20 protein-coding genes and 1 tRNA gene are annotated in these 16,821 nt (G+C 72.3%); 12 read left to right on the top strand and 9 right to left on the bottom strand.

Annotated features, from left to right (window positions below; translation table 11 throughout):
• The first annotated feature begins 95 nt into the window (after positions 1-95).
• Both NE234_RS11845 and NE234_RS11840 read left to right on the top strand, forming a co-directional pair.
• The gene (locus tag NE234_RS11845) at positions 96-725 is read left to right on the top strand and encodes an LUD domain-containing protein (protein ID WP_252778991.1); all 630 of its coding nucleotides are present in this window, start codon (positions 96-98) and stop codon (positions 723-725) included.
• 144 nt (positions 726-869) lie between these two features.
• Positions 870-3,497 (top strand): sugar-binding protein, encoded by a 2,628-nt coding sequence (locus tag NE234_RS11840; RefSeq protein WP_252778990.1) that lies wholly within the window; start codon positions 870-872, stop codon positions 3,495-3,497.
• A 57-nt stretch (positions 3,498-3,554) separates the two neighbouring features.
• Here the strand turns inward: NE234_RS11840 and NE234_RS11835 are convergent, their stop codons facing one another.
• Positions 3,555-3,854 (bottom strand): DUF3618 domain-containing protein, encoded by a 300-nt coding sequence (locus NE234_RS11835; RefSeq protein ID WP_252778989.1) that lies wholly within the window; start codon positions 3,852-3,854, stop codon positions 3,555-3,557.
• 167 nt (positions 3,855-4,021) lie between these two features.
• On the opposite strand from NE234_RS11835, the gene bcp reads away from it, so the two are divergent.
• The 3 genes from bcp (at position 4,022) to NE234_RS11820 (ending at position 5,104) form a co-directional block, all read left to right on the top strand.
• Entirely contained in the window at positions 4,022-4,492 is a 471-nt protein-coding gene (gene bcp / locus NE234_RS11830) for a thioredoxin-dependent thiol peroxidase (RefSeq protein WP_252778988.1), read from the top strand.
• Positions 4,493-4,539: 47 nt separating this feature from the next.
• Positions 4,540-5,040, top strand: coding sequence for an HNH endonuclease signature motif containing protein (locus tag NE234_RS11825; protein ID WP_252778987.1), 501 nt, complete (start codon positions 4,540-4,542; stop codon positions 5,038-5,040).
• Positions 5,031-5,104 (top strand) — tRNA-Leu (locus NE234_RS11820). The genes NE234_RS11825 and NE234_RS11820 overlap by 10 nt, the downstream gene beginning before the upstream one ends.
• Before the next feature lie 48 nt (positions 5,105-5,152).
• Here the strand turns inward: NE234_RS11820 and NE234_RS11815 are convergent.
• A complete protein-coding gene (locus NE234_RS11815) occupies positions 5,153-5,671 on the bottom strand; it encodes a MerR family transcriptional regulator (RefSeq protein ID WP_252778986.1) in 519 nt (172 codons plus the stop codon).
• A gap of 24 nt (positions 5,672-5,695) precedes the next feature.
• Between NE234_RS11815 and NE234_RS11810 the strand changes: the two genes are divergently transcribed.
• Complete coding sequence (locus NE234_RS11810) at positions 5,696-6,415, top strand: SDR family NAD(P)-dependent oxidoreductase (protein ID WP_252778985.1); 720 nt, start codon at positions 5,696-5,698, stop codon at positions 6,413-6,415.
• Positions 6,416-6,443: 28 nt separating this feature from the next.
• Here NE234_RS11810 and NE234_RS11805 read toward each other — a convergent pair whose 3' ends face one another.
• The 4 genes from NE234_RS11805 to NE234_RS11790 all read right to left on the bottom strand — a co-directional run bounded on the left by NE234_RS11805 (position 6,444) and on the right by NE234_RS11790 (position 10,099).
• Positions 6,444-7,280: an SAM-dependent methyltransferase gene (locus NE234_RS11805; RefSeq protein WP_252778984.1), complete on the bottom strand. Its 837-nt coding sequence runs from the start codon at positions 7,278-7,280 to the stop codon at positions 6,444-6,446.
• Between the two features lie 204 nt (positions 7,281-7,484).
• Positions 7,485-8,702 (bottom strand): S53 family peptidase, encoded by a 1,218-nt coding sequence (locus NE234_RS11800; protein ID WP_252778983.1) that lies wholly within the window; start codon positions 8,700-8,702, stop codon positions 7,485-7,487.
• 243 nt (positions 8,703-8,945) lie between these two features.
• Complete coding sequence (locus NE234_RS11795) at positions 8,946-9,341, bottom strand: RidA family protein (RefSeq protein ID WP_252778982.1); 396 nt, start codon at positions 9,339-9,341, stop codon at positions 8,946-8,948.
• Positions 9,338-10,099: an NAD(P)-dependent oxidoreductase gene (locus NE234_RS11790; RefSeq protein WP_252778981.1), complete on the bottom strand. Its 762-nt coding sequence runs from the start codon at positions 10,097-10,099 to the stop codon at positions 9,338-9,340. The genes NE234_RS11795 and NE234_RS11790 overlap by 4 nt, the downstream gene beginning before the upstream one ends.
• 79 nt (positions 10,100-10,178) lie before the next feature.
• Between NE234_RS11790 and NE234_RS11785 the strand changes: the two genes are divergently transcribed.
• The 5 genes from NE234_RS11785 (at position 10,179) to NE234_RS11765 (ending at position 14,765) form a co-directional block, all read left to right on the top strand.
• Positions 10,179-11,099 (top strand): LysR family transcriptional regulator, encoded by a 921-nt coding sequence (locus NE234_RS11785; RefSeq protein ID WP_252778980.1) that lies wholly within the window; start codon positions 10,179-10,181, stop codon positions 11,097-11,099.
• 63 nt (positions 11,100-11,162) lie between these two features.
• A complete protein-coding gene (locus NE234_RS11780) occupies positions 11,163-12,269 on the top strand; it encodes an LLM class flavin-dependent oxidoreductase (RefSeq protein ID WP_252778979.1) in 1,107 nt (368 codons plus the stop codon).
• A gap of 83 nt (positions 12,270-12,352) precedes the next feature.
• Complete coding sequence (locus NE234_RS11775; protein ID WP_252779302.1) at positions 12,353-12,820, top strand: NAD(P)H-dependent oxidoreductase; 468 nt, start codon at positions 12,353-12,355, stop codon at positions 12,818-12,820.
• Positions 12,821-12,969: 149 nt separating this feature from the next.
• Positions 12,970-13,845 carry an MEDS domain-containing protein gene (locus NE234_RS11770; protein WP_252778978.1) on the top strand — a complete coding sequence of 292 codons (876 nt, stop codon included), beginning with the start codon at positions 12,970-12,972 and terminating at the stop codon, positions 13,843-13,845.
• Positions 13,842-14,765, top strand: a complete 924-nt coding sequence (locus tag NE234_RS11765; RefSeq protein WP_252778977.1) for a sensor histidine kinase — start codon at positions 13,842-13,844, stop codon at positions 14,763-14,765. The genes NE234_RS11770 and NE234_RS11765 overlap by 4 nt, the downstream gene beginning before the upstream one ends.
• A gap of 26 nt (positions 14,766-14,791) precedes the next feature.
• Here NE234_RS11765 and NE234_RS11760 read toward each other — a convergent pair whose 3' ends face one another.
• The 3 genes from NE234_RS11760 to NE234_RS11750 are packed head-to-tail and all read right to left on the bottom strand — an operon-like array spanning position 14,792 to position 16,188.
• Positions 14,792-15,211 carry a ribosomal protein L7/L12 gene (locus NE234_RS11760; RefSeq protein WP_252778976.1) on the bottom strand — a complete coding sequence of 140 codons (420 nt, stop codon included), beginning with the start codon at positions 15,209-15,211 and terminating at the stop codon, positions 14,792-14,794.
• Between the two features lie 19 nt (positions 15,212-15,230).
• On the bottom strand, positions 15,231-15,683 hold the full coding sequence (locus tag NE234_RS11755) for a hypothetical protein (RefSeq protein ID WP_252778975.1): 453 nt from the start codon (positions 15,681-15,683) through the stop codon (positions 15,231-15,233).
• A complete protein-coding gene (locus NE234_RS11750) occupies positions 15,673-16,188 on the bottom strand; it encodes a SigE family RNA polymerase sigma factor (protein WP_252778974.1) in 516 nt (171 codons plus the stop codon). Before NE234_RS11750 ends, NE234_RS11755 begins: the two co-directional genes overlap by 11 nt.
• Positions 16,189-16,220: 32 nt before the next feature.
• Between NE234_RS11750 and NE234_RS11745 the strand changes: the two genes are divergently transcribed.
• The gene (locus tag NE234_RS11745; RefSeq protein ID WP_252778973.1) at positions 16,221-16,766 is read left to right on the top strand and encodes a hypothetical protein; all 546 of its coding nucleotides are present in this window, start codon (positions 16,221-16,223) and stop codon (positions 16,764-16,766) included.
• Positions 16,767-16,821: the final 55 nt, after the last annotated feature.

The following is a 16,821-nucleotide window of genomic DNA, read 5'->3' as shown; positions in this document are numbered from 1 at the left end:
ACGCGTACGGCCTCGGCCCGTCCGCCGCGTCGCCTGACACTCCGAGGGGCTGTGTCGTCGTACCGATGAGACGACACGACCAGTCAGGAGACACCATGACGACTTCGGTTCCAGCGGCATCGTTCACCGACCCGGCGCCCGCGGAGACCCTGGAGCGGGTCGCCGCCGCGTTGCGGGAGAAGAACTTCGCCGTCGAGATCCTCGACGACGCCGCCGCCGCGCGCGCCCGCGTCAAAGAACTGATTCCCGAGGGCGCCAGCGTGTTCACCGGGGCCAGTGAGACCCTCCGCCTGTCCGGCATCGACGAGGACCTCAACGGCAGCGGGCGATACGACTCCGTCAAGGCGCGCAGCACGACCATGGACCGCGCCACCCAACTGGGCGAGATCTGGCGGATGATCGCCTGCCCCGACGTCATCGTGGGCAGCGTCGCCGCGGTCACCGAGACCGGCTCCCTCGTGGCCGCCTCGGCCAGCGGAAGCCAGCTGGCCGGCTATTCGGGCGCCGCGGCCCGCGTGATCTGGATCGTCGGGGCGCAGAAGGTGGTGCCCGACCTGAGCACCGCGCTGCGCCGCCTCGAGGACCACTGCGTCCCGCTGGAGAACGAACGCGCCATGAAGGCCTACGGGGTGCCCAGCGCACTCAACCGCCTTCTCGTCCTCAACGCGGAACCCCACCCCGGGCGCGGCACCGTCCTGCTGCTCCGCGAGGCCATCGGATTCTGAGCCACCCGCCGGGCGGCGGGCCCGGATCCTCCGGGCCCGCCGCGCGGCAACGTGATCTGGACCCGGCATGCCATGGCGCTTACCCTCCAGCCTGAGGACCGGAGCACAGCGGACGAACCGAACAGCGTTGAGGAGTTGACCCCCATGCGCAAGAGCCTCGCCCTCTCCCTGACGCTCGCCGCAGGCCTGCTCGGCCTCGCGCCGCCCGCCCAGGCCGCCGCGGCGGACCCGCCCCGGCCGGGCCGGCTGGACGTCCTGTTCGTCGGCGCACACCCGGACGACGAGTCCTCCAACCTCTCCACGTACGGCCAGTGGAATGAGAAGGCCCACGTGAAGACCGGCGTGCTCACCATCACCCGGGGCGAGGGCGGCGGCAACGCGGTCGGCCCCGAGGAGGGCCCGGCCCTCGGCCTGCTCCGCGAGGGCGAGGAACGCGCCGCCGTCGCCAAGGCCGGCATCACCGACGTCCACTACCTCGACAAGGTCGACTTCTACTACACCGTCAGCGACGAGCTCACCCGCTCGATCTGGGACCACGACTCGACGCTCGCCAAGGTCGTCCGCCTCGTCCGGGAGACCCGCCCCAAGGTCATCACGACCATGACGCCGTCCCCCATCCCCGGCCAGCACGGCAACCACCAGGAGGCCGGGCGCCTCGCCGTCGAGGCGTACTACCTCGCCGCCGACCCCAAGGCCTTCCCCGACCAGCTCACCAAGGAGCACCTGCGGCCCTGGCGCGCCGCCCGCCTGCTCCACCAGGAGCACCTCGTCACCAGCGGCACCGGCCCCTCCTGCGAGACGACGTTCACGCCCACCGACCCCAGCGCCGACGTCTACGGCATCTGGGACGGCCGCGCGTCCAGGAGCGGCAAGACCTGGGCACAGATCGAGGCCGAGGCCGGGCGTCTCTACGCCAGCCAGGGCTGGGCCCACAACCCCGACGCCCCGAGCGACCCGAACAAGATCGGCTGTGACTACTTCACCCAGGTCGACAGCCGGGTGCCGTTCACCCGCGGGAACCACGACCCCCTCGCCGCGCTCGAAGGCGCGACCTACCCCGCCAAGGGCGGCCTGCCCCTCGGCACCGAGTTCTCCCTGACGGTGAATCGCTTCGGCGTCGCCCCCGGCGAGCCGTTCTCCGTCACCGCGCACGCCTCCGTCCCCGGCCGCGTCGCCCTGACCGCGCCCGCCGGCTGGACCGTCACCGGTTCCGGCGCCCTGCGCCACGGCACCGCGACCTTCACCGTCACCGCCGCCGGAAAGCCGGGACGCGTACGGCTCGGCGCCACCCTGGCCACCGCGCACGGCACCGGCACCACCGGCCGCGCCGTCGAGGTCGAACCCGCCGTCACCGGCCGCCAGCAGCCGCTCCCCCGCGTCTCCGACTTCGACGCCTGGGCCACCGCCACCGGCGTCCCCCAGCTGACCGACCGCGTCAAACGGGTCCTCACCCTCGCCTCCGGCGGCTCCCGCCAGGTCCGCGTCGACCTCACCAACACCACGAAACAGGCGCAGAACGGCACGGTCGCCCTGAACCTCCCCAAGGGCTTCGCCGCCGACGCCGCGTCCAAGCCGTACACCCTCGCCGCCGGCGCGAAGGGCTCGGTCGCCTTCACCGTGCGCGACACCGACACCTCACTGCCGACCGCCAACCAGGGCGGCACCGGCGGCGACTACGACTACACCATCACCACCACGTCCACCGGCGCCCCCGACGTCGCCAAGGCCGCGCTCGAACTCGTCCCGGCCACCACGATCCCGCACGCGACCAAGGAACCCACGGTCGACGGCAAGGAGTCCGCCGCCGAGTACCCCGGCCCCATCCTCAACCTCTCCCGGCTCTGGGAGGGCACCGCCTGCGCGTCGGCCGCCGACTGCTCCGCCACCGGAAAGGTCACCTGGTACGACGACGCCCTCTACGTCCTCGTCCACGTCACCGACGACAAGCAGGGCAGCGTCCTCGACACCGCCGACTGCAAACGGCACTGGCGCACCGACTCGGTCGAGATCGCCCTCGACCCGCGCGGCGACGCCGAGAACACCTCGACCACCTTCAAGACCGGCATCATGCCCACCACCACGAGCGGCGCGCCCTGCTTCGAACGCGACGCCGACAACCACCAGGGACCCGGCGCGGACACCGCGCCCGGCATGCGGGTCGCCTCGGTCGTCGACAAGCCCTACACCGGCTACACCGTCGAAACGAAGATCCCGCTCGCCGACCTGCCCGCCGCCGTCGACCCGAGCCGCCTCGGCCTCGACATCTTCGTCTACGACTCCGACACCACCGACAAGACCGGCCAGACCCGCATCGGCTGGTCGACGCGGGGCGGAGTCCAGGGCGACCCCTACCGCTGGGGCCTGGCGACCCTTCCCGGCTACACCCCGCCGTCCGGCAGATCCACCACCGCGCCGCCCCCGGTGATCTCCAAGACCGCGGCGCTGTCCGTCAACTCCCCGCAGTCGATCCTGCAGGCCGCCAGGACCGGCGTCCCCCTCGCGGCCGGAACCACCGCGCCCCGCTCCGACACCGCCCGCGTCGTCGGGCGGCCCTCCGTCAGCGGCGGCGCGGTCACGGTACGGCTCCGCGCGACCGGCCCCGGCACCGCGTACGCCTACGTCTGGAACGGACGGATCCTCGGCCAGGCCAAGGTCGCCTTCACCGGCACGGGGACCCGTACCGTGACCGTCCCCGGCGCCGCGGGCACCCTCACCGTCGCCTTCGACGCCCAGGCGGGCGGCACCGCGAGCACCGCCGTGCCCCTTCGCTGAGACCGACGAAGCGTCCAGGTCCCCCCGTTCGGGGGCCTGGACGCTTCGCCCGCGCGGTCAGCGGCGGCGCCGGCGCAGCATCATCCGGAGCGCGAGCGTGGTCACCACGAGACCGGCCCCGATCAGCACCGGCCCGGTCAGCGGGCTCCGCGGCCGGTCCTGCTTCTCCCGCCGCATGAGGGCGCCGAGGTCCTCGGCGACGAGACCGGCCTCCTCCTTGACCTTCTCCATGCCACGCTGCGCGGCGTGCTTCGGGCTCAGCCGGTCGGCGAGCTCGTCGATGCTGCGCGCCAGCTCCTCGCGCGTCTGCTCGATGTCCCGCTCAATCGCCGCTGGATCGCGGGCTCTGTCGGCCATGAGGTTTCCTTCCTGCGGTGGTGATCGGAATCGGCGGCATGATCCCTGGACAAGTCTGTCAGGTGACACCGCCCGACATCGCTTCCTGGGCGATCTGTACCCCGATCCGGCGTCGTATGCTGCGACACGGGTACGGTGGGACTCAGCCTGACGGGAAAGGTGATCAAGTGACGGAGCAGCGACTGCAGCCCGGAGACGTGGCCCCGGAGTTCACGCTTCCCGACGCCGACGGCACTCCGGTGTCGCTGTCGTCCCACCGCGGCCGCCGCGTGATCGTCTACTTCTACCCGGCGGCCATGACGCCCGGCTGCACCAAGGAGGCGGTCGGCTTCCGCGACGCGCTCCCGGCGCTGGAGGAGGCGGGCGTCGACGTGCTCGGCATCTCGCCCGACGAGCCCGGCAAGCTCGCGAAGTTCCGCGACCGGGACGAGCTGACCTTCCCGCTGCTGTCCGACCCCGACACCAAGGTCCTCCAGGCGTACGGCGCGTACGGCGAGAAGAAGCTGTACGGCAAGACCATGGTCGGCGTCATCCGCTCGACCTTCATCGTCGACGCCGACGGCAAGATCGAGAAGGCCTTCTACAACGTGAAGGCCACCGGCCACGTCGAACGCCTATTGAAGGAACTCGGCATCTGACCCGACCAGCCCCCGGGACTGTCCGACCCTGGCGCTACGGTCACGCCATGGTCAACAGAAAGTACAGCTACAAGTACACTCCGGAGCTACTCGCCGAGGCGGCCGCCGCCTCCCACAGCATCGCCGGGGTCCTGCGCTACCTCGGTATCCCATGGTCGGGAGGAGCCCACGCCCACATCAGCCGCAGACTCAAGCACTTCAATATCGACACATCTCATTTCGGCCCTCAGGCATGGAATAGAGGCAAGCCGGCAGCCCATCGCCTGACGCCCGAGCAGGTTTTCGTCATTCGCCCCAGTGACGCGCGGCGGCAACGGCCCGAAATACTGCGGCGAACTTTAATCGAAGCCGGAGTCGCCTACCGGTGCGGTGAGTGTGATCTGGCGGCTACGTGGAACGGCAAGCCGCTGATCCTGCACGTTGATCACATCAACGGGGACTACGCCGACAATCGCAGGGAGAATCTTCGCTTCCTCTGCCCGAACTGCCACTCACAGACACCGACGTATGCCGGTAGAATGAAGAACAAGAAGAGCAAGGGGCCGTAGTCCAACGGCAGGAGACACACGCCTTAGGAGCGTGCCAGTGTGGGTTCGAATCCCACCGGCCCCACAATGGGAAAGCCTCCGGATTCGCTGGTTCGGAGGCTTTCCCATTTTCTCAACCGCCGGCCCGCTCTCGGTCTGCGGCCGGGATTTCCGATGTGGCCGTGCCGATGGGGGCCCAGAGGCGGTCGGCGTCGCCGGCGGCGAGGCTGCCCCGGTAGGTGTCGATCTTGCGGTCGATGAGCTTCAGGTTCTCCTGGGTCTCCGCCAGCCTGGCGAGCACGTCGGCGCGATGGGCCTCCAGGAGGGCCAACCGTTCCGCCTCGTTGCCCGGACCGGCCGCGACGAGTTCGGCGTACCGGCGGATGCCCCGGATCGGCATGCCGGTGGCCCGCAGCTTCGTGCAGATGACGACCCACTTCAGGTCGATTTCGTGGTACCGGCGACGGCCGCCGCTCGTACGGTCGACGGGGCTGACGACCAGACCGGCGCGCTCGTAGTACCGGAGGGTGTGCACGCTGACCCCGGTGCGACGGGCGGCCTCGGCGATGGTCACGCCGTCGGCGGGCATGGGGCCGAGGCCCCGCTTCGGGCCGGCGGGCGCGGATGCCGGCTGCCGCTTGACTTCGAGCACGCTCTAAATCCTAACGTCGCGGCCATGTCTACTTCTGATTCGTCCCACACCGCCCCCACGATCCTCATCGTGGGGGCCGGACGCGGGCTGGGGCACGCCATGGCGGAGGAGTTCCTCACGAGGGGCTGGAACGTCATCGGCACGGTCCGGTCCGGCACACCGCGAACCAGGCTCCACGATCTGGCCGAGGCCGCCGGCGGCCGGGTGGAGATCGAAACCCTCGACATCAACGAGCCGGCACAGATCACCGCCCTGCACGACCGCCTGGCGGGCAGGACGCTCGACATCCTGTTCGTCAACGCGGGCACCACCACGGCCGACCAGCACGTCAGGATCGGTGAGGTGTCGACCGAGGAGTTCACGCGCGTCATGGTCACGAACGCGCTGAGCCCGATGCGCGTCATCGAGTCGCTGCAGGACCTGGTCCCGGCCACCGGCATCATCGGCGCCATGTCGTCCGGGCAGGGCAGCATCGGCAACAACGAGACCGGGAAGCGGGAGGTCTACCGCGGCAGCAAGGCGGCGCTGAACATGTTCATGCGGAGCTTCGCGGCCCGGCAGCCCGAGCCGTCGCGCACGATGCTGGTCATGGCGCCCGGCTGGATCCGCACCGACCTGGGCGGGGCGGACGCGCCGTACACCATCGAGGAGGCGATCCCTCCCCTGGTCGACGTCATCCTCTCCCAGCAGGGGACTCCGGGCCTGCGGTTCCTCGACCGCTTCGGCAAGACCGTCCCCTGGTGAGCGCGCCCGGCCCGGCCCGGCCGCGTGTCTACGGGCGGCGGGCGACGCCGGCGTACATCCAGCGGGTGCCCTCGTCGGCGCCGGGGCCGGGGCGCCACTGCGGGACCCAGACGACACCCGGGTCGAGCAGGTCGAAGCCGTCGAACAGTGCCTCGACCTCCTTCTGGGTGCGGCTCTGCAGGCGGGCGCTGGCGTTCCGCCACGCGCCGGCGGCCTGGTCGCCGGTCTCCGGGTGCCCCTCGGTGGTGCTGTGCGAGACGATCAGGAGGCTGCCGGGGGCCATCGCCTCGCGGAAGGCCGCGATGCTCGCGCGGACCTGCTCGTCGGTGGCGAAGTGCAGCACCGCCAGCATGAGCACGGCGACCGGCTGCTCCAGGTCGATCAGGGACCGTGTCCTGGGGTGGTCGAGGATGGCCGCGGGTTCGCGGAAGTCGGCCTGGATGACGGTCGTGGTCCGGGACGGCGGCAGGAGCGCCCGCGCGTGGGCGAGCACGATCGGGTCGTTGTCCACGTAGACGACGCGGGCGTCCGGATCGAGGGACTGGGCGACCTCGTGGACGTTGCCCTGGGTGGGCAGGCCGGTGCCGAGGTCGATGAACTGCCGGATGCCGCTCTCGACGGCGAAGCGCACGGCGCGGCCGAGGAAGGCGCGGTTCTCCCGCGCGGCGCGGGGGATGTCGGGTCCGGCCTCGATGGCGACCCGGGCCGCGGCCCGATCGGCGGCGTAGTTGTCCTTGCCACCGAGGAAGACGTCGTAGATCCGGGCGGGGCTGGGGGTCCGTACGTCGATGCCCGGTGGGGCCTGCTCGTCGCCCTCGTCCGCCCGATCGGTCGCCGTGTTGTCCGCGTCGGTCACGGCCGCCACCCCCTCATCGTTCGCCGATCGACTCTGGTCGGCTCACGAAGATCATCCTACTTGCCGGTATCCGTTGCCGGGCCGGGCTTACGGACATCCCGTACCCGGTGATCCGCCCGGATCGCTCCGGGTGTGGCGGCGGTACGGTCCGGTCCCGGACGTGACGGAACGGGCCCGGCGCCGTACGCGCCGGGCCCGTCTCTCAGTTCACCGTCAGAAGGCGCCGGTGCCGTTCGGGGTGCCCAGGCCGGTGGGGCCGTCCCAGCCGGTGCGGGCGTTGCACCACTGCGACGTGCTGCAGCTGCCGTTGCTGCCCGAGGTCACGTCGAACAGCGAGCCGGAGTGGGTGTAGGGGTAGTTGTTGTCGATGCTCGCGGCGTTGCCGGCCAGGCCGTACACACCGGCGATGATCGGCGCGGCGACGCTGGTGCCGCCGAAGACCATCCAGCCGCTCTGACCCTGGTAGGAGGTGCTGTCGTAGACGGCGACGCCGGTGCTCGGGTCGGCGACCGCGGAGACGTCGGCGACGGCGCGGCGGGAGCAGCCGGTGCCGAAGCTCGACTGGCCGGACAGGGCGGTGTTGTAGGACGAGCAGCCGCTGCCCGCGCCGCTCCAGGCGGTCTCGGTCCAGCCGCGGCTGTTGCTCGCGGTCCTCAGCGAGGTGCCGCCGACGGCGGTGACGTAGTGCGAGGACGCCGGGTACTCGACGCCGTAGCCGCTGTCACCGGAGCTGACAGTGATCGCCTTGCCGGGGTGGTTGTAGTAGGAGCCGTAGCTGGAGTCCGACGCGTCGGAGCCGCCGTAGCTGTTGCTGATGACGTTGGCGAGGCGGGCCGCGGTGTTCTCGGCGGTGCCGAGGTTGGCGAACGACGCGGAGCTCGCCTCGACGAGCACGATCTTGCAGTTGGGGCAGATCGCGGAGACCATGTCGAGGTCGAGGGAGATCTCCTGCGCCCAGCCGCCGTCCGTCTTCGGGTAGGACGTGCCGCCGTTCTGGTCGACCTTCTTGAAGCAGCCGTTGGCGGTGGTGCAGGCCGGGAGCCCGTACTGGCTGCGGTAGACGGCCAGGTCGGCCTCTGCGGTGGGGGCGTTGTAGGCGTCGACGATGGCGACGGTCTGGCCGGAGCCGCCGCTGGTCGACAGCTTGTAGGCGCTCTGCAGGTTCGCCGGCGACAGGCCGGACGGGGCCGCGGCCGCGGCGCGAACGGTGGCCTCGCTGGTGGCGACGTCGTCGCGGACGAGGGCGTTGCAGCTGGCGCGGCCGGCTCGCGGTGTCGAGCAGGCGTGGTGGAACGGGTGCTGGACCGCGGAGGCCGCGGGCGCGGCCGCGCTCGTGGCGGCGGTCGGGCTGGCGGAGGCGGGGCCGGACAGGAAGGGAACCAGGGCGAGGATCAGCCCACCCACGAGGGTCCCGGTGACGCGTCGTCGCATGTGCTCTCCTTGGAGCGGCGGGGGATACGACGGACGAATCTTTACATTCACCCCAAGGACACCAAAAGACCCTAATTTCGTGGCATTTTCAGCAACAACTGCCAAAGAAGTAAAGTCAGCTGACAGCCGAGTGCCAGGCAGACGCCCCTGACTACGACAGTCAAGGAGAAGACAGTAAAGCCTTGGCAAAGACGGACACCGGGGCGGGCCCACGGAACGGCCACGCCCCGGAGCCCCGGCGCGTCAGACGATCGCGGTCACCTCGACCTCGAGCAGCGCCCCGGGAACGAACAGCCGGGACACCTCGACGGTCGTGCTGGTCGGAGGCGCGCCGCCGAACCGCGGCCCCCGCACCTCCGCGTACTCGCCGATCCGGTCCAGGTCGGTGAGGAACGTCCGGATGTTCACCACGTCGCCGAGCGTCGCGCCGTGCGCCGCCAGGATCTTCTCGATCGTGTCCAGCACGAACGCGGACTGGGCTCTCATGTCGTTCTCGCCGACGAGCCTGCCCTCGGCGTCGATCGCCACCTGGCCGGACAGGACGAGCATCGTCCGGTCGCCGAGCTCGATCCGGGCCACGTGGGAGTACCGCCCCGCCGGCGGCGCCGGGACGGTGGCGGGGTTGTCGAAGGTCGTCACGCGAGTACCTCTCTCAGGTCGGCCTCCTGGTCGGAGGCGTGCAGCAGCCTGTCCCGTACGGCCTCGAGCAGCGGGGACGCCGCGACGTCCAGCGCCAGCCGGACGTCCTTGGCGGCGAGCCGCAGCGGGAAGTCGGCCCCCTCGGCGCGGAGCCGGGCGACGGCCCCGGCGAGAGGGCCGTCGGCGAGGAGGTCGAGCGGGTCGGGGACGCCCAGCCGGACGCCGAGCCGGGTCAGGTCCGCGGCCAGCGTCACGGCGCCGACCGCGGCGTTGATCAGCAGGATCTTCCGCGCGGCGCCCGCTCCGAGGCCCCCGCACCGTACGACGGTGCCGAAGACGGCGAGGACGTCGGCGACCCGGTCGACGTCGCCGCCGGCGAGCACGGTCAGGCTGCCGTCGGCGGCGCGGTCGACGCTGCCCATCACCGGCGCGTCGACCACGGCGGGCACGCGCCCGGCCAGGGCCCGCACCGGCGCGGGCCCGACGGTGGACATCTCGATGAGGCAGGCGCCGGGCCGCATCGCCGGGGCGATCCGCGCGGCCACCGCGTCGAGGGCCGGGGCGTCCGCCAGCATCGTGATCACGATGTCGGCGGCGCGGACGGCCTCGGCGGGCGTCGCGGCGACGGCGGCTCCGGCCGCGCCCAGCGGCGCGGCGCGTTCGGCGGTGCGGTTCCAGACGGTCAGGTCGTGCCCGGCGGCCAGCAGCCGCCGGGCGAGGGGCGCTCCCATGCGCCCGAGTCCGAGGAAGGCGATCACGGGGAAGACGTTAGGAGCCGGGCATGCATTCCACCAGCGAATGTTTCGCATGATAAGCATGCGGACCTAGCATGAGTGGATGGACACCGCTCTGCTCGAGGTCTTCCAGGAGGTCGCCCGCCGGGGATCGTTCACCGGCGCGGCGGAGGCGCTCGGCTACACCCAGTCGGCCGTCTCCCGGCAGATCTCCACGCTGGAGGGCCAGGTCGGCGCGGCCCTGTTCGACCGCCTGCCCCGCGGGGTCCGCCTCACCGAGGAGGGCCGGTGCCTGCTGCCGCACGCCTCGGCGATCACCGACCGTCTCCGGACCGCCCGGGGCGATCTGCGCGCGCTGCGGGACCTGGCGGCCGGCCGGCTGCGGGTGGGGGCGTTCGCCACCGCCGACGTCGCGCTCGTGCCGCAGGCGATGGCGGCGTTCCGCGCCGCGCACCCCAGGGTCTCGGTGTCGCTGGTCGAGGGCCTGACCCGCCGGCTCCTGGCGCGGCTCGGCGCGGGGGAGCTGGACCTGGCCATCGTGGCGGCGGACGACGCCGGGGAGTTCGAGGGCCTGCGCCTGCGTCACCTGCTCGACGATCCGATGTTCGTGGCCGTGCACCCGGACCATCGCCTGGCCCGGCGGGCGGAGGTACGGCTCGCCGAGCTGGCGGACGAGGACTGGATCGCGGGCCGTTCCCGCCCCGAGGAGACGCTGATGAGCGCGGCGCCGCAGCCGGGGTTCCGGCCGCGGATCACGTATGTCGTCGGCGAGTGGATCGCCAAGCAGGGCCTCGTCGCGGCGGGTCTGGGCGTGACGCTCATCCCGTCGCTCGCCGCGGGCGCGGCCCGCCCGGACATCGTCCTGGTGCCGCTGCATCCCGATGACGCTCCGGTGCGCCGGGTGTACGCCGCGACGCCCGCGGGCGTGACGGCCCCGCCCGCGCTGACGGCGTTCCTCGGCCTCCTCGAGGAGGCGGTCGTACGGCTCCGCGAGCGCACGACACGCGCGGAGCGACCTGCCTGACCTCGCGCGAGTTTTCCTACATTATCGGTTGACTTTATCGAGATAGTCCCCGACCATGGCAACGTGACCGTTTTCCACTGGTTCCTGCCCACCAGCGGCGATGGCCGCACGCTCGTCGGCGGCGGCCACGGCTCCGCCCTGCGCGGCGTGCAGCGCGAGCCCGACATCGAGTACCTGGCGCAGATCGCCCGCACCGCCGAACAGCTCGGCTTCGAGGGCGCGCTGACGCCGACCGGCACGCAGTGCGAGGACGCCTGGCTGACCACGGCCGCGCTGACCCGCGAGACCGAACGGCTGAAGTTCCTGGTCGCCTTCCGCCCGGGCGTGCTGTCGCCGACGCTCGCCGCGCAGATGGCCGCGACCTACCAGCGGCTGTCCCGCGGGCGGCTGCTGCTGAACATCGTCACCGGCGGGGAGGCCACCGAGCAGGCGCGCTTCGGCGACCACCTCGGCCACGACGAACGCTACGCGCGCACCGACGAGTTCCTGACCATCCTGCGAGGCGCGTGGGGCGGGACGCCGTTCGACTTCTCCGGCGACTACTACGACGTCGAGGGCGCCACCGTGCGGGAGGTTCCCGACCCGGCGCCCCGCCTCTACTTCGGCGGGTCCTCCGCGGCCGCCGGACCGGTGGCGGCGCGGCACGCGGACGTCTACCTGACGTGGGGTGAACCGCCCGGTCAGGTGCGCAGGAAGATCGAGTGGGTCCGGGAGCTGGCCGCGGCGGAGGGCCGTACGCTCCGGTTCGGCATCCGGCTGCACGTGGTGACCCGTGACTCGGCGAAGGAGGCCTGGGCGGCCGCGAACCGGCTGCTCGACGACCTCGACCCGGCCGAGATCGCCGCCGCGCAGGAGGGCCTGGCGCGCAGCGAGTCGGTCGGTCAGCAGCGGATGCGTGCGCTGCACGAGTCCTTCCGCTCGGGCGGGTCCAGCCACGACCTGGAGATTCACCCGAACCTGTGGGCGGGCGTCGGCCTGGTCCGGGGCGGGGCCGGCACCGCACTGGTCGGCAGTCACGAGCAGGTCGCCGAGCGGATCGAGGAGTTCGCCGCGCTCGGCATCGACGAGTTCATCCTCTCCGGCTATCCGCACCTGGAAGAGGCGTACTGGTTCGGCGAGGGCGTCCTGCCCGAGCTCACCCGCCGCGGGCTGCGGGAGGTGGCCGCGTGAGTGATACGAGGAGCGACGGTGGGAGCGGGGGCCGGTCGGCGGCGGGCCCGGACGAGGTTCCCGTACGGGACGGCAGGAGGGTCGTGGTGCTGGTCGGCAACCCGCGCCCGGCGTCGCGCACGCACGCCGTCGCCGAGCGGGCCGCGCGGGCGGTGGCGCCGGACGCCGTGCCGGAGACGGTGGACCTGACCGGGTTCGCCGACCGGCTGCTCGGCCGGGACCCGGACCCGGTCCTGGACGAGGCGGTCTCCCGGGTCACCTCCGCGGACCTCCTCGTCGTGGCCAGCCCCACCTACAAGGGGACCTACACCGGGCTGCTCAAGGCGTTCCTCGACCGGGTGCCGTCCCTGACCGGCGTGACGGCGCTGCCGCTGCTGGTGATGGGCTCGCCCCGGCACGCGCTCGCGGTCGAGGTGCACCTGCGGCCCCTGCTCGTCGAGCTCGGCGCGACCGTCCCGACGCCGGGGCTGGCCGTGGTGGAGGCCGACATCGTACGTCTCGACGAGGTCCTGGCCGCCTGGGCCGTACGGCTCCCCGAAGCCGTACGGTGATCCCGACCGCGGGCCGACCAGCCGGGACGCACTGACCGCGACTTTCACTGAAAGTTTCAACGACAGCGGTCGGCGTGAAACCGTCGTCACGCTGTGTCGTTCGCCGTATGGTAGAGGCCACCTGCCGACGTCGATGCGGGAGGAGGCCCATGGAGTCCTGGTTCACCCGTAGGTCCGTCGGAGAGCTGCTTCCCGGAGACCACGCCTGGCTCTCCTACCACGGCCGGGAGGAGCACGACCACGTCATCGGCGCCTTCCTGCGCGACGGGCTGGCCGGCGCCGACAAGGTCATCTACATCACCGACGACGGCCGCGGCGAGGTGCCCGATCTGCGGGCGCGCTACCGGCTGGAGCCCGAGACGTACCTGCGCAGCGGGCAGCTGGCGATCCTGCCGCAGGAGGAGACCTGTCTGACCCGTGGGGTGTTCGACCCGGCGCGCATGACGACGACCCTGCGCGAGGTCCTCGACCGGGCGGAGACGGAGCGGTTCCGCGGCGTCCGGGTCACCGTCGACATGACGTCGGCGTTCCGGCGGGGAGGCGGACGCGACGGCGTCCTGGAGTGCGAGGCACGGGTGGAGGCGGCGATCTCTCCGAGCACGATGGCGATGGCGATCTGCCAGGTCGACGCCCGGTCCTGTACGCCCGAGGAGCTCACCGCGTTGAAGGAGAGGCATGAGGTGCTCGTTGGCGCCGATCCGTACTTCGACGACGGGGTGCTGAGCATCACCCCGACCTTCCACCCCCGTGGTCTCCGGCTCAGCGGCGAGCTGGACGGCGCGCGGCACGCCGTGTTCGCCGAGTCGCTGCGGAAGGTCGTCGATCGGGGCGGCGAGGTCCACCTGGACCTCGCCGGCCTGCGGTTCATCGACCTCGGCGCGCTCAGCATGATGGCCGGCGCGGCGATGCACCTCGACGCGCGGGTGGTCCTCGACAACCCATCCAATGAACTGGCGGACGTCGTCGAGCTGGTCAGCAGCCGGCTGCTGCCCTGGCTGGAGATCGGCGACGGTGAGGCCCGATGACGCGACTCATCCACCAGGTCCTGATGTACGACAACGAGAAGGACATCCTGGACACGGTCGTGCCCTTCCTCCAGGAGGGGCTCGGCGCGGGTGAGGCCGTCCTCACCATCGGCACGGCCCCGAACCTGTCCTGTCTGCGTCAGGCCCTGGGCACCGACTCCGACGCCGTCGAGTTCGCCGACTCGGCGTCCTGGTACGTCCAGCCGACGCGCACCATCGCCAACTACAGCTCCTTCATCGCCGAGAACGCCACCGCCCGGATCAGGGTGGTCGCGGAGCCGGGATGGGAGACCGGGACGCCCGCGCAGATCTCCGAGTGGACGCGGTACGAGTCGATCATCAACGAGGCGTTCGCGGAGATCAGCGCCTCGGTGCTGTGCCTGTACGACCGGCGCACCACCCACCCCGGCCTGCTCGACGGGGCGCTGCGCACCCACCCCGAGATCGTCGAGGGCGCATGTCCGCGCTGCAACGACGCCTACCTCGACCCGGCGACCGTCCGCGCCGGCATCGACCGCGATCCCCTGCCGCCCCCGCCGCCCGGTGCGGTGCGCCTGCCGGTCGACGACGACGACCTGAGCGCGTTGCGCTCCTTCCTCGCCGGGCACGCCCGCCATCACGGCATGTCCCGCCCCCGGGTGAACGATCTGCTGGTCGCGACGACGGAGGTGGCCACCAACGCCATCCGGCACGGCCGCCCGCCGATCGGCTGCCAGATGTGGCGGGAGGACGACGACCTGATCGTCCAGGTGACCGACGCGGGCCACTGGCAGCCCGACCCCGTCCCCGGTTTCGTCCCGCCCGATCCCGGGTCACTGTCGGGTTTCGGGCTGTGGGGCGTGCGCATGCTGTGCGCTCTCGTCCAGTTGCGCACCGGCCCGGCCGGAACGACGGTCCGGCTGCACGTCCCCTGCCGTTAGGACGCGTCCCCGGTGGGAGACGGGCTCTAGCCGAGAGCCGCGACGAACCGCTCCGCGTCCTCCCGGGTCATCCCCGTCTCCGCCTGAACGAGCGCGACGGCCCCGGGGACGTCCCCGCCGTCACGCATCCGCCGGGCCCGGTCGGCGAGGCTCTCGGACCCCTGGGAGGAACGGTACGGGCCCGGCTCGGGCAGGCGGCCGTCCTGGACCGCGTCGACGAGCTGCTTGGCCTGGACGAGACCGAGCCCCGTCGCCTGCCGGACCTCCTTGACCGCCTGGACGAGCCGGTCGTCGGCCAGCAGGGCCCGGACCCGGTCCTGCAGCTCACCGGCCAGCGCGATCGGCGGCACCTGTCCCGACATCTGTCGCCCCCTTCTCGGTCCCGCGGCGACGCCCACCACGGCCACGACGACGGCCACGGCGGTCACCACGAGGACAGTGATCACTTGAATGATGGTGGCATGATCACCGCCTCGACGGCCGCGGAATCGACGACGGCGTCCCCGTCGGCGCCGGTCGCGGCGTCCAGTTCCGGGTGAGCGTGGGCCTCGGCGTCGGCGGGGCCGACGGGGGCCGCGGTCCCCGCTTCGGGGGCCTCGATACCGGATGCGCCTTCGTCCGCGTCGGCGTCGGTGTCGGCAGGTGGTGCGACGGCGGCTCGGTCGTCGCGGGGAGGGGCGCGATCGGCACGCTGCGCCGGCTCGGCTCGGCGGCGTGATCCGGCCGGAGCAGCCCCCAGGCGAGCAGGGCGATCGCCGCGACCGCCGCCGCCGCGAGGAGCGCCCGCGGCCACCCGGCGACGGCTCGCGCCGGCCGCGCGGTGTTCCGGAGCCGGTCGATCAGCTCGCGGTCCGGCTGGACTCCCTCGGCCGCGCGCCGGTAGTGGTCGCGGAGCAGGGCGTCGAGGTCATCGCTCATGAGCCGCTCCTTCCTCGGCCAGCTGCCGCCGCAGCGCCGCCATCGCCCGCGACGTGTGGCTCTTCACGGTCCCCCGGGAGATGCCGAGCGCCTCGGCGATCTCATGCTCGCTGAGATCGCACCAGAAGCGCAGGACCACGACCGCCCGCTGTTTGACCGGCAGGGTCGCGAGAACGTCGTCGAGCGGGGTTCCCGCCGCGTCGTACGCCTCGCGCGCCCCGGTGAGGCGCTCCACGTCGGACGTTCCGCCGACCGGCAGGTCGGGTCGTCTCTTGCGGCGCTTGTGGTGGTCGATGGCCAGGTTGACGAGGACCTTGCGCGCGTACGCCTCCGGCTGGTGCCCGCCGCGCAGGATCCGGGTCCATCGCCGGGCGACCCGCTCGTAGGTGATCTGGAGGAGGTCCTCGGCGAGGTGGCGGTCGTAGACGAGGAACACGGCGGTGCGCAGCAGGCGACCCGCGGAGGCGATGACGAACTCGTCGAACGTGAGCTCGTCCCCACTCACTCCGCGGGCCTCCTCTCGGCTCAGGATGGACAGTGTCCCGCCTGCCTCACTGCCCTCGGGCGCAGGAGGGGGGCAGCGGCACGGGCGTCGCCGCCGGCCGGTGCGCCCTCCGGGTGATCGGGTCGCCCGCCGGGCGGGGCCTCGGGGTGCCCGTCGGGCGCGGCTTCGCGGTGGCCGTCGGACGGGGCCTCGGGTGGGTGCTCACCGTCGCCGTCGGCCGGGGCACCGGCCGGGCCGTGGACGGTTCCGCCGGGCGCGGGGCCGGCCGCGCGCTGCTCACGCACGTCGGCCGCGGATGCGGCGCCGTCGGAACGGGCCGGGGTTCGCCGGGCGCGGTCGGCCGGGTGGAGGGCGTCGCCGAGGCGGTCGGCCTGGGCACCGGCGCCGCGGTCGGCGGCACCCGCGAGGAGTCGGCGGCGTTCCTCACCCCCTGCCCGGAACCTCCGGCGAAGGCGGCACCGCCCGCCCACACACCGGCGAGCACGGCGACGGCCGCGCCGGCCCCCGCGAGGGTCATGGTGGTCCGGCGGCGTCTGCGGTCGGTCATGGAAGATCCCTTCGTTTCCGTACACCCCTGACAACCCCGCCTCCGGGCCGATCGGTTGTCACGGACTTTGACGGAGTCGGCCCGAC

The sequence above is a fragment of the Actinoallomurus rhizosphaericola genome (assembly GCF_024055675.1).
Lineage (GTDB): Bacteria > Actinomycetota > Actinomycetes > Streptosporangiales > Streptosporangiaceae > Actinoallomurus > Actinoallomurus soli.
Note: the sequence above shows the minus strand (reverse complement) of the source record. Positions and strands in the feature narration are given on the sequence as shown.

What these genes read in the sequence shown, in the direction of transcription:
- NE234_RS11800 (WP_252778983.1), bottom strand. Translation starts at nt 8,702, where the DNA reads ATGCGACGACGCGTCACCGGGACCCTCGTGGGTGGGCTGATCCTCGCC.
- NE234_RS11845 (WP_252778991.1), top strand. Translation starts at nt 96, where the DNA reads ATGACGACTTCGGTTCCAGCGGCATCGTTCACCGACCCGGCGCCCGCG.
- NE234_RS11770 (WP_252778978.1), top strand. Translation starts at nt 12,970, where the DNA reads ATGGAGTCCTGGTTCACCCGTAGGTCCGTCGGAGAGCTGCTTCCCGGA.
- NE234_RS11765 (WP_252778977.1), top strand. Translation starts at nt 13,842, where the DNA reads ATGACGCGACTCATCCACCAGGTCCTGATGTACGACAACGAGAAGGAC.
- NE234_RS11810 (WP_252778985.1), top strand. Translation starts at nt 5,696, where the DNA reads ATGTCTACTTCTGATTCGTCCCACACCGCCCCCACGATCCTCATCGTG.
- NE234_RS11785 (WP_252778980.1), top strand. Translation starts at nt 10,179, where the DNA reads ATGGACACCGCTCTGCTCGAGGTCTTCCAGGAGGTCGCCCGCCGGGGA.
- NE234_RS11755 (WP_252778975.1), bottom strand. Translation starts at nt 15,683, where the DNA reads ATGAGCGATGACCTCGACGCCCTGCTCCGCGACCACTACCGGCGCGCG.
- NE234_RS11835 (WP_252778989.1), bottom strand. Translation starts at nt 3,854, where the DNA reads ATGGCCGACAGAGCCCGCGATCCAGCGGCGATTGAGCGGGACATCGAG.
- NE234_RS11825 (WP_252778987.1), top strand. Translation starts at nt 4,540, where the DNA reads ATGGTCAACAGAAAGTACAGCTACAAGTACACTCCGGAGCTACTCGCC.
- NE234_RS11840 (WP_252778990.1), top strand. Translation starts at nt 870, where the DNA reads ATGCGCAAGAGCCTCGCCCTCTCCCTGACGCTCGCCGCAGGCCTGCTC.